Annotated in this window: 9 protein-coding genes; all 9 read right to left on the bottom strand. The window is 29.6% G+C overall.

Annotation, left to right across the window (positions count from 1 at the left end; translation table 11 throughout):
• Positions 1-2: 2 nt before the first annotated feature.
• Complete coding sequence (locus tag ACH5BH_RS00340; protein WP_423297075.1) at positions 3-2,417, bottom strand: DUF3726 domain-containing protein; 2,415 nt, start codon at positions 2,415-2,417, stop codon at positions 3-5.
• 51 nt (positions 2,418-2,468) lie between these two features.
• Positions 2,469-4,031: a BCCT family transporter gene (locus ACH5BH_RS00335; RefSeq protein WP_423297074.1), complete on the bottom strand. Its 1,563-nt coding sequence runs from the start codon at positions 4,029-4,031 to the stop codon at positions 2,469-2,471.
• A gap of 58 nt (positions 4,032-4,089) precedes the next feature.
• A complete protein-coding gene (locus ACH5BH_RS00330; protein ID WP_404304526.1) occupies positions 4,090-5,079 on the bottom strand; it encodes a membrane dipeptidase in 990 nt (329 codons plus the stop codon).
• Positions 5,080-5,087: 8 nt separating this feature from the next.
• On the bottom strand, positions 5,088-6,536 hold the full coding sequence (locus ACH5BH_RS00325; RefSeq protein WP_423297073.1) for an aldehyde dehydrogenase family protein: 1,449 nt from the start codon (positions 6,534-6,536) through the stop codon (positions 5,088-5,090).
• Between the two features lie 34 nt (positions 6,537-6,570).
• The gene (locus ACH5BH_RS00320) at positions 6,571-6,957 is read right to left on the bottom strand and encodes a RidA family protein (protein ID WP_423297072.1); all 387 of its coding nucleotides are present in this window, start codon (positions 6,955-6,957) and stop codon (positions 6,571-6,573) included.
• 294 nt (positions 6,958-7,251) lie between these two features.
• The gene (locus tag ACH5BH_RS00315; protein WP_404304530.1) at positions 7,252-8,394 is read right to left on the bottom strand and encodes a porin; all 1,143 of its coding nucleotides are present in this window, start codon (positions 8,392-8,394) and stop codon (positions 7,252-7,254) included.
• Between the two features lie 283 nt (positions 8,395-8,677).
• Complete coding sequence (locus ACH5BH_RS00310; protein ID WP_404304532.1) at positions 8,678-9,322, bottom strand: GntR family transcriptional regulator; 645 nt, start codon at positions 9,320-9,322, stop codon at positions 8,678-8,680.
• 69 nt (positions 9,323-9,391) lie between these two features.
• Entirely contained in the window at positions 9,392-10,393 is a 1,002-nt protein-coding gene (locus ACH5BH_RS00305; RefSeq protein ID WP_423297071.1) for a hypothetical protein, read from the bottom strand.
• A gap of 62 nt (positions 10,394-10,455) precedes the next feature.
• Entirely contained in the window at positions 10,456-12,714 is a 2,259-nt protein-coding gene (locus ACH5BH_RS00300; protein ID WP_423297070.1) for a glutamine--tRNA ligase/YqeY domain fusion protein, read from the bottom strand.
• Positions 12,715-12,752: the final 38 nt, after the last annotated feature.

Genomic DNA, 12,752 nt, shown 5'->3' with positions numbered 1-12,752 from the left:
TTTTATTTCTCTACAATTCCACCAGCATCATTTCTTGAGCTTTCACTTGACTCAACATAGATTGCTTTTGCTACTTCTTTAAGTGCATTCCAATCTTCTAAATTAATTACAAGACCATTTTCACAAGCATCATTAAAGGCTTTTTTTAGTTGTTTTGGACTTATTAATTCAGAACTATCACACTTAGTCTTTATATCTTTTGTACTAATTTCAATAAATAGTGTTCTTTCATCAAAATCATTATTTGAAGAAATACAAACTTCTGGTAACTCATCATTTGCACCTATTAAATATGAAATACTTTTATCATCTGATGAATTATTCCAAGAGAATCTAGCACTTAAACCCTTTTTAGCAATTCTAAGAGCTTGTGGGAATACAAGCCATCTATTATGACAATTTTTAATCTCTAAAGTTACTGTTTCATTATTTGGTATAAATTCTAAAGCATAAGCTATTAGTATTTGAATATGAGCTAAAATAGTATCATTATTTAAATCTACAACAATATGAGAATCTTTAGAAGTAATATTTAAAGCTGTTTTATTACCATCTTTTAAAAATTTTAAAGCATTTGCATAATGTTTTACACCATCTAAACCTACCATTTCAGTATCTACAACCATTTTAGAAATTATGTCAGCTTCCCCTGAATCTCTTTTTAATCCATTAAATGCATTACTACACATAGTTGTTAATTCTGTTCTTGAAACAGATATTTTTCCCTCTTCAATGTTTAATCTATCATCTTTACTTTTTGGAATTTGAGGGAATAACCACTCCCCATTATGAATCTCATTTGATAAAGGTGCGCTTTGGAAAAATGTAACTTGAACCCATCTATCTGATCTTGGATCAAACTTCGTAGCTCCAAACATAGCAAGTTTAGCTCTTAATAAATCCATTGGTAGAAAATCTTCATCTAAAACATTTGCTTGAATTTCACCCATCTTACAAGCACCCATAGTCCAAACTCTTCTTACAATTGCAGAGTATTGTGGGTTTTCAAGTAAATACTTAGTTACTGGTTCATCATCTTTCACATCTTTTAAAGCTGCATTTAGATTAGTAACTCTTCTTGCTATATCTAAAGGAAGTTCTAGTTCATGTCCTTTATCAACATTTCTAACTCCAAGTCTTGGTTCACCTTTGTCTTCTGAAACATACCAAAACCAATAATTACTTTTTTGTGTTGAAAAGTCATAGTTTAAAGCCCAAGAATAATGAGATTTGATTTTTTCTTTTAAAGCTTTAATCTTAACACCTGCTAACTCTAAAGGTTGTTCATCTACTCTCATATGGTTTTGATGAGAATCTACAAGTTCAGGATATAACTCAATAATAGAAGAGATTAAAACTTCTTGTGCTTCATAAGATACATTTGTTGAACTTTCAATTAAATCTTTATAAGTACTACCAATTAATTTTTTAGTCATTTCTATAATTGATGGAAGTTCTAATGATGCTTGAATATTTAACTTTTTTTGATTTTCATTTATAGTTATAACATCTTCAAGATGAGTAATAGCTCTATTTAAATATCCAACTAATTCTTCAGCTTTTTCTTGTGTAATTTCTTCTAATGATACTTTTCCTAATGCCTGTTCTCTTTGATATAACCAATTATCAACAACTTTTGGATGTCTTATTAAATAAGGAGCCATTCCTAAACCTGTTGCATTTCCTATTCCTAAAAATCTTTGAATATCTTTATCCAAAGTAACGGCTTTATCTCCACCTTTATTTTTAGCAATATAATTAGCCCAATCTAAAGAAAACTGTCTTAAAATATATACAGCACACATTTCAGCACTAAAAGATTGAGAGAAATCTGGGTTACTTTCCAATGCAACATAATCATTAATTCCAAACTTACCACTACCGTAAACAGCAGTTGTTCTAAGAATGTATCCAACTTTTGCTACTTCTTGAATATTAGGCTGTTCACCTGCTGCTAAAGAATCAATAACATGATCAAAAACTCTTACACTTTTATTAGCTCTTGCTAATACAAAAGCTCTATTAGTATTTCGACCTGCTTCTTGTAAAGGAACATTGCTTTTAAGTATTTCTAATAACTTATTACTAACATCACCTTCAATTAATGTAAAAGTTGTATCCCATTTCTCAGCAATTACCCTATCATTTCTTTCTTCATCTTTTATATGATTAGAAAAAATCACTACATTATATGTATTATTTGGAGTTTTAAGTTCATAGATAGCTGTTCCATATCCATCTTTACATAAATCCCATTTTGTATTTGTTATTTTCCAGTTTTCATTTGCCATTTTTCTTATTAATGTTCTTGTAAAACTGATTCTTGATTGATGCATTGCACCCATTCTTTTTAAATCCATTACTACACTTGGATCTCTTAATATTGGTTTTTGTGTTTTATTAATATTTTTACTCATTTCTCTCTCCTGAAATTTTTTGTAAAAAGAAGTATTAAATACTTCTTTTTACTATTTTAAACCCTGTTCATCTGCCATTTTGATGGCTATTTGCGGTGCATTCCATAATGCAGGTAATAAGATTAAAGATACAGGCACTGCTGTAATTACAATAAATGATTGTAATGCCGATATCCCTCCTGATCCTATTGATATTAATATAATTGCTAAAGCTCCCATTAAAATACCCCAGAACATTCTAAGATAAGGATGAGGCTCAGTACTTCCACTTACAACAACACTCATAGTATATGTCATAGAATCCCCTGTTGTTACAATAAAAATTGTAGTTAAAACTAAAAATAAAATTGACATAACCATTGGTAATGGTAATGATTGTGTAATTGCTAATAAAGAAGCAGGTAAATTGAAACCTTTGAATGCCTCACTAATAACACCTGGTTGTGCAATTTCAAACGATAATCCAGCTCCACCTACAATTGTAAACCAAAACATAGTAATTAGTGGAGCAAAAATACTTACAGCTAAAATTAAAACTCTTATTGTTCTTCCTCTTGAGATTCTAGCAATAAAAATTGCCATCATTGGTCCATAACCTAAGAACCATCCCCAAAAGAATACAGTCCACCAACCAAGCCATGAAGTATCACCTCTAAATGTAGCCATTGGTATAAAGTTTTGAATAACAGATCCTACACCTTGAACATAAGCATCAATAATAAATGCAGTTGGTCCAAAAATGAAAATGAAAAACATTAAGAATACTGCTAAAATAATATTCCATCTACTTAAAATCTGAATACCTTTTGTTAAACCACTTAAAGCAGAGATTGTATAAATAACAATTGCACATAAAATAATAGTAAATTGTGTCGTAAAAGTATCTGGTATTTCAAATAATTTATTTAAAGCATAAGAAACTTGTAAGCCTAAGAAACCAATAGGCCCAATAGTTCCTGCTGCAACTGAAACAATACAGAAAGCATCAATAATTGAACCTAAAGGACCTTTTATAGCTTTATCTCCAAAAACAGGATAAAGTAAAGTTCTAGGTTTTAAAGGTAACCCTTTATTATAATGAAGGTACATTAAAACAATAGTTGTTAAAGTCCCTAAAATAGCCCATGCTAAAAATCCCCAGTGCATAAAAGATTGAGATAATGCATTTATAGCTTTTTGAAATAAATCAGTTTCAGCTCCATAAAATGGTGGAGGAGAAATAAAGTGAGCAATAGGTTCACCAGCCGCCCAAAAAACACCACCACCTGCAAGTAATGTACAAAGAATAATAGCTATCCATTGAAATGTACTCATTTCTGGCTTTTCTAAATTTCCTAAAACTACAGAACCAGTTCTTCCTAAACTTAAACCAATTCCTACTATAAATGTAGCAAATAATAAAAACTGCCAATAAGCTCCAAACATTTTTGATGACCAAGCAAAACCACCATTTACAATTGATGATAAAAGTTTAGAATCAACTAATGCTAAGATAACAAAAGCTACTAAAAAACCACTACTAATTATCAAAGATAATTTATCTAATTGTGGTTTTTTTTCAATTTTTTCATCATGACTTTCTACTTGCTCTAAAGTATCCACATTCGTTTCCATCTTCATATCCTTTTTATGATATTTTTGATAATATCACCTAAAAGTTTTTCTCAAAAGATTAACTTTTAGGTTCTAAACCGTCTTTTAAGAAGCTATACCAGTTCCCGCCAAGAATTTGATTAGCTTCTTTGTCTTGAAATCCATATTTAAGTAAACCATTATAAATATTTTCCATCCCTGACTCATCTTTAAACCAAGGTAAATCATCAGGCCATCCTGAATTTGAAGCATTCCCTTCTCCATAATCCATTGCTTTTGACCATTTTCCATTTCTCATCCACTCTAAAACCTCTTGCGGTTGGTTTAGACATAAGTCACTTCCAATACCTAAATGATCAACCCCTACTAAATCAGCAGTTTTTGCTATCATTTCACAAAAATCATCTAAAGTACATTTACTTCCATTTGGTAAATGAAACGGATATAAAGAAAAACCTAATAAACCACCTCTTGAAGCTAATGCTTTAATAACTTCATTTGATTTATTTCTTAAAGCATCATGGGCAAATGTCGGGTTTGCATGTGAAATACAAATAGGTCTTGATGAAATATCAATTGCTTCTAATGTTGAACGTTCAGCACTATGTGACATATCAACAATCATTCCAACTCTATTCATTTCTTCTATTGCTTGTTTACCAAACCTAGTAATACCACTATCATTTTGCTCATAACACCCTGTTGCTAATAAGCTTTGATTATTATAAGTTAATTGCATAATAAGTAAACCTTGTTTTCTCATAACCTCAATTAAACCTATTTCATCATCTATTGGAGAGCAATTTTGCGCTCCAAAGAAGATACCTACTTTACCAGTAGATTTTGCCTTATGAACATCTTCCATACTCATTACTGGCATAATCAAATCACTATTTTGTTCAAAATATTTATTCCATTGAGCAAATCTTGTTAGAGTTTCTCTTGCCATTTCATGGTAAACAAGTGTAACGTGAACAGCAGTTATCCCACTTTTTTGAAGTGAAAGGAAATAGTCTCTGTCCCATTTACAATACTGTAAACCATCAATAATAATTTGATCTTTATACATATTATTCCTTAGTAAGGTTTTTGGTATGCTGTTTTTACAATTGTGTAGAATTCTCTTGCATACGAACCTTGTTCTCTTGGTCCAAAACTTGACTCTTTTCTTCCACCAAATGGTACGTGATAATCTGTACCTGCTGTTGGAAGGTTAACCATTACACAACCACTTTGTGCTTCTTTTTTGAAAATAGCTGCTGTTTTTAAACTTTGAGTAATAATTCCAGCTGTTAATCCAAATCTTGTATCATTTGCAGTTTTAATAGCCTCATCTAAATCTTTTACTTTAATTACACAAGCCATAGGTGAAAATACTTCTTCTTGGTTTACATCCCAATCATTTTTTGTATCAATAAATAAAGTAGGACTCATGTAGTATCCCTCTTTTTCTAAGTTTAATTTCTCTCCACCAAATACTAGTTTTCCACCAAGCTCTTTTGCTCTTTCAATCCATTTGAAGTTAGACTCAAATTGATTTTTATCAGAAACAGGACCCATAAAGATTCCATCTTCTAAACAATGACCAACTTTTAATTCAGCCATTCTTTTTACCATTGCATCAACAAACTCATCATGAATATCTTCCATTACGATTAATCTTGAAGAAGCTGTACACTTTTGACCAGTACCAGAGAATGCACCAGCAATTGCTGACTCAACTGCTACAGAAATATCAGCATCAGATGCTACAACAAGTGAGTTTTTACTTCCCATTTCTAATTGACATTTAACAAAGTTTGCAGAAGTTGCTACTGCAATTTTTCTACCAGTTTCAACTGAACCTGTAAATGAAATAGCGTTAATATCTTTTGAGTTAATTAATGTATCACCAACTGTTCCACCTGAACCAAGTACTAAGTTAAATGTACCTGCTGGAATATCTTGTCTTGAAATGATTTCAGTTAAAGCAACAGCTGATGCTGGTGTTAAGTTTGCTGGTTTCCAAATAACTGCATTACCAAATGCTAAAGCAGGTGCGATCTTCCATGCTGCTGTTGCTGTGGGGAAATTCCAAGGAGAAATAATACCAACAACTCCAACTGCTTCTCTTGTTACATCAATATCAATACCAGGTCTAACAGAAGCTGCATTTTCACCAATTTGTCTTAAAACCTCAGCTGCATAATATTGGAAGAATTGACCAGATCTGTAAATTTCACCTTTACCCTCAGCTTTTGATTTACCCTCTTCTCTTGCTAAAAGTTCACCTAACTCTTCACATCTTTCAATTAGCTCATCACCAATTGCTTGAAGAACATTAACTTTTTGCTCTAATGGAGTTTTTTCCCATTGTGGTTGTGCAGTTTTAGCAGCAGTAATTGCTTCATTTACTTGTTCAACACTTGCTTGTGCTACATTTCCAATATTTTCTGAAATATCTGATGGGTTAATATTTTCAATTGTAGAAACACCTTTTTGCCATTTGCCATTAATGTATAAACCTTCTTCGTAATTATAAGTCATCTATCTTCCTTTATTAAATTTTCGTATTTTATTATTATTTAGTAGCTTCAGCGTAAACTACAAACTCTACAAGCATCTCTTCTCTTGCTAAACCTGCAACAACTACTGCAGCTCTGTTTGGATATGGAGCTTCAAAATATTCTGCATAAACTTTATTTACTGTTGCTAAATACTCTCTATCAGTTACATAAATTAGTACTTGAAGTACTTCATTTGTACTAACCCCTGCACACTCTAAAGTATGAACAAGGTTTTCAAAGGTTTTTCTTGTTTGAGCTTCTATTCCACCCTCAACTACTTTTCCTGTCTCATCAATTGGTATTTGTGCCGTATATAAAGTATTATTAGCTGTGATTGCCCACTCTAATGGTGCTTTTGAAGCAAATAATTCTGTTTTTACTGGTGTTTTTTTATTACTCATGAATTTCCTTTTCTTTTTTTATCTACATATCTTATATATAAATGATATATAAAAAGTTTACTCCATGTTTACTTAATGTAAACTTAAAATATATTACAAGTTTAATTTAAGTAAACTATTTTTTTTAAATATTTATTTATATTAAAAATAGTCTTATTATTATGATTGTTTTTTAGTGAATAAAAGATTGAAAGAAAAGCTTAGAAGACAAAACTATCATTTAAAATTTAGGAGAACAAATAATAATTTTGCCTTTTAAACTCTTGTCAACTCCTCTAAAAGAGGAATTGATATTTAAAACTTATAAGATGCGTAAATTCTTGATTGATATTCATTACTAGCATTATCTAATTGACCATGTAACCATCTAAGCGAAAAGTCTTTAGAAACTTTGTAATCTATTATATAGTCTGTTTCTTTAGTCCTAGAGCTTGTACTTGTTTTCCAACTTATATGCATGATATTTGCAGATAGTTTATCTGTAAATTTATACCCTGCTTCAAACTTTGTTGCTTTCATATCTGCTGAATATCTTGAACCAGCATACCAACTCCATGTATAAATATAATCAGCTCCATTTCCTAAGTGCCATGCATCAATACCACCATCTTTTGAAACTTCACTATAAGAAGCAGCTAAAGATAAATCTTTTATATTTGTTGAAGCTTTTAAGGCATAGGCATTCCCATCATTATTTGCTGCACCATTATCATCAGACCCATAATATTGAGCACCTAATTTAAAAGCATTAAAATCATATTCTGCATTTAAATAATAAATACTTACATCTTTAGTATTATTAGCTAATAAATTTTTAGCCTTTACGTATTGTCCTGCTAAACTTAAATTCTTAATTGAATTATTTGTTGCATAAATAGAAAATACACCATCGCCTAAACTATCAAAAGAAGGAGCACCTTCATTTCCATCAGTTCTACCTTGATACTTACCTACATACATTAATGAAATAGAAGTATCTTTTATATCTGTATTTGTTAAAGTTGCAGCTTCAAAAGATTCTTTAAAAATTCTAGAACCAGAAGATGCAATTAGTGGAGTTGCTAAATACTGTCTACCCACTTTCAATGTTGTATTATTCATTTTATATTGAATATATGATTCAGATAAAACTGCTCCACTAACATTTTGATCAGCGTCATAAGCATTTGGATTTTCATCTAAATCCTCTGTAGCCACTGAGGCAGCTTGGAATGTAACTTTTGCACTTAAACCATTATAATCAGCTGTATGATATGAAAGGTTTATACCATTTGTCCATATATTTACTTTTTTTGAGTCATTACTTTCTTTTTGATAAAATTGTGATTTTAACTCACCTGAGACTTTACCATTTGAAAATGCTTCTGATAAACTATTAGCATTTGCTGTATTTAAAATTGCTAATGTAGCTATTAAACTAAGACTTAATTTTTTCACTTTTTCTCTCCTTAAATTGTGTACAAAAAAAGTTTATCCCATGAATACTTTATGTAAACTTAAAATATATTATAAGTTTACATAAAGGTTAGTGTAAAAAAAGTGTAAGTTTATTATTTAAAAATTTAATGCTATTTAATATAATTTAATCAAAACTATAAAATATATTTTATACTTAATTTTTTATTTTTATCTTAAAAATAATTTAGTATTGAATTAAAATTGTATAAATATTTTTAAAAGTATTTTGATTTATTCCCTCAAAGGGAATAAGCTTATTTTATTAGATTGAGTTTTTTTTCACAAAGTTTTCTATATAGTCTATTATTTCATCAACATATTTTACTGCATCTTTTTCATTTTCATCATGTACAGCTTTTAATATTTTTTTATGTAGTTCTCTTACGACATCATTATCTTCTTTTTTTGAATAGTAATACCAAAATCTTCTTGATAAACCTTGAACGTTTCTAAGTTCTTCATATATAAAAAAATTTTTTGAAGCTTTTGATAAAACTTCTTGTCTTTTCTCTAACCAATTTAAAAATTCTGGTTCTGTTAAGTCATCTACTGAATCTAATAATTCAGCAATATTATCTTTATCTACTTGAGTAAGTCTTTTTATTGCACACTCAACACAAGTTTTAAGAATAGGTCTTCTCATTTCTAAAAGTTGTAGTTGTATTGATGAATTCATATCAGGAATCATAATACCTAATTTTGAAAAATTTACTAAAAAGCGTTTTGACAATAAAAGTAAAGCCTCATGAACAGGTGTTCTACCTGCGCCTAACATATCACAAATTTCTTTCTCTGTTAAAACACTACCTGGTTCAATCTCACAAAAAACAATCATTTGTTCTAATTGTTTATATACTTGTTCTGTGATTGTTTGAGTCTTAGATCTTCTAATTTTTTTTTCTTTCATACTAAAAATAGCCTATTTTGTTTTTTTTATAATAAGATTTATATACTTTAGATATATTTAAAATATATTTTACTCATGTAAAACACTAACTCTTTGCATTAAATTTTGTATTTTTTCATTTTCACTTATATTTGATGAATAAAGGTCTTTTCTTGAATCTTGTAAAAAGTTCAACCATTTATTTGTTTCTTTTTCTTCTGCTGGTTCGCTAGAATCTAAACTATTTGTAGTAGTTTTATTTAAACTAAAAAGATTATCATAACTATTAGATGAAGTTTTTGAATTATAAAAATTATCTTTTATAGAATCAATATTTGAAAGACTTGTTTGTATTGATTTTTTTGCAGTTTCTCTTACTTCTTCACTTTTATATCTTTCTTTTTCATTATCAAGTTTTGATAATGATTCAAAATTAGCTGAAATCTTTTCACTAAGTGCTTGCTTATCAGAAATGTAAGAATCACTATTTTTATCAAGTTGACTTACCTGATATTCAAGTTTAACTATATCAATCTTTTTATTTATTTTATCTGCTTCAATCAATTCATAAGCGTCTGGGTTTTTAAGTCCTTGTAAAGTTCTTAACTCTTTTATTAAATTCTCTTTTTTTGTATTATCAGATGTAGAAAGTGTTGAATCTTCATACTTTTTACCTATTTCATCTAACTGTTTAGTTAAGCTAAACATCTGTTCATCATCTTGAACACTATGATAATCTTTTTCTAATAATTTCTGTATTTCTATATTGATTTTGTTTATTATGTCTTTATCATCTTGAGAATAAGGTAGCTCACTATTAACTTCTAATTCTTTTATTTGAGCTTTAAGTTCACTTTCTTTTTTTAATTCATCAGAAGTTAATACTTTTTTTGTTCCAAAAATATCTTCTAGTTGTTTTTGTAAACTATCAATTTTCATTAAAGCATTTGATTCATCTGAAATTTCAAGCTTTATTTCGTCACTCATTGATGGTTTATCAATACTTGATTCTTTGTTTGTATTTTGATTTTGTAAGTTTGATTTCTGAATTCCACCATTTTGCATATAAGCATTTATACTAGTATTTATCATCAAAATCCTTTTTCTATATCTATAAAAAAGAAGTTAACAAAATTAACTTCTTTTATTTTGTTTTATTTTAAAGCTTGAGCAACTAATTTATTCACTACTTGTGGATTTGCTTTACCATGTGTTGCTTTTAAAACTTGCCCTACAAAGAAGCCTAATAATTTAGTATTTCCAGCTTTAAATTTCTCTACATTATCAGGATTTTTTTCAATTACCTCAACTATTATTGGAGTAATTACTTCTGGATCACTTATTTGAACTAAGCCTTTTGATTTAACAATCTTCTCTGGTTCATCACCTGTTTTTGTCATTTCTTCAAATACTTGTTTTGCTATCTTACTTGAAATTGTTTTTTCATCAAGCATTTTCACTAAACTTGCTATTTGACTTGCATTAAACTTAAGCTCTTCTACAGATGTTTCTTTTATTTGTCTTGCTACTTCTGTAACTACTATATTTGCTAAAGAAACACTACTACTTGGTACTTCAATTAGAGCCTTTTCATAAAATGAAGCTAGATATTCATCCCTTGCTATAATATTTGAAACTTCTGCATTTAATTTTAATTCATTTATATACTTATCAAATAAAGCTTGTTGTTGTTCATTCATTGCTTGGGCTTCACCATGAACCATTTCTTTTTTTTCTTGTTTTTTTGCTTGTTCTTTAGGCTTTACTTTTGTTGTTTTTTTAGCCCATGAATCTTTTAAGCCTACAATTTTATTAAATACTGGTTTTTCTTCACTATAATCAATAGGATCAGCATAAAAGTACCCTTGTCTTTCAAACTGGAATCTTTCATCTGGTTTCTCAGTAACTACAGCTGGTTCAACTAAAGCTTCTTTAATAATAGTAAGAGAATTAGGATTTAAATCCTCTAAACTTTCTGGAGCTTCATTTGCATATAATCTATCATATACTCTTACTTCTGATTTAATAGCTTGTTTTGCACTCACCCATTGAATAGCACTTTTTACTTTTATACCACTTGTATCACTTCCACTTTTTGAATCAGGATAATACTTAGCTTTTATTTCTGTAATATTTCCATTTTCATCTTTTATTACATCTGTACATGAAATAATATACCCATGTCTAAGTCTTACAGGTTGTTCAGGAGTAAGTCTATAATAGCCTTTTGGAGGATTTTCAGTAAAATCTTCTCTTTCTATATATAACTCTTTTGAAAAAGGTATTTTTCTTGTTCCTTCTTTTGGTACATCATGAGGATAATAAGAAGCTTCTATTTGCTCTAAACCTTCATAGTTTTCTATAGTAACTTTTAAAGGATCAAGTACAGCCATAACTCTTGGCACTTTTTTATTTAAATCATCTCTTATTGCAAACTCTAATTGAGCTACATCAACCATAGAGTTAGCTTTAGCAATACCTATTTGATCACAAAAGTTTAAAATAGACTCTTTTGTATACCCTCTTCTTTTGTATCCAGCAATAGTAGGCATTCTAGGATCATCCCAACCACTTACATAGCCACCATCAACTAACTCTAAAAGCTTTCTTTTACTCATAACAGTATAATTTATACCAAGTCTAGCAAACTCATGTTGATATGGTCTTGGAGGAGTTAATTCTAAAGTATCTAAAACCCAATCATAAATATCTCTATTGTTTTCAAACTCTAAAGTACAAATAGAATGAGTTACACCCTCAATATAATCAGATAAACAGTGAGCAAAATCATACATAGGATAAATACACCACTCATCACCTGTTCTAAAGTGATGTGCATGTCTGATTCTATAAAGAAGGGGATCTCTAAGCTTCATATTAGCAGCACCCATATCAATCTTAGCTCTTAATACATGTTCACCATCTTTGAACTCACCATTTTTCATTTTTTCAAAAAGGTCTAAATTTTCTTCTATACTTCTATTTGCATATTCACTTCTTTTTCCAGCTTGTGTTACAGTACCTCTGAATTCTCTCATCTGCTCTTCATCAATGCTATCAACATAAGCTTTACCCATTTTGATAAGCTGTACTGCATAATCATATATTTTTGGGAAATAATCAGAAGTAAAATACACACTTTTCCCCCAGTCAAAACCAAGCCATTGAACAGCATCTTTTAGTGCTTCAACATACTTAGTATCTTCTTTTGTAGGATTTGTATCATCCATTCTAAGATTACAATGCCCATTGTAATCACTTGCAATACCAAAATTTATACAAATAGATTTAGCGTGTCCTATGTGAGGGAAGCCATTTGGCTCTGGAGGAAATCTTGTAACTACCTCATTATACTTGCCAGCTTTTAAGTCTTCTTCAACTTTAAGACGTAAAAAATCTTTATTTTCACTCATTATTATTAAACCTTTTGATTTTGAAACTTTTATAAGGT

Source organism: Arcobacter rhizosphaerae, assembly GCF_049472155.1.
GTDB lineage: Bacteria > Campylobacterota > Campylobacteria > Campylobacterales > Arcobacteraceae > Arcobacter_B.
The sequence above is the reverse complement of the archived record's forward strand: the minus strand, read 5'-3'. Positions and strand labels throughout refer to the sequence as shown.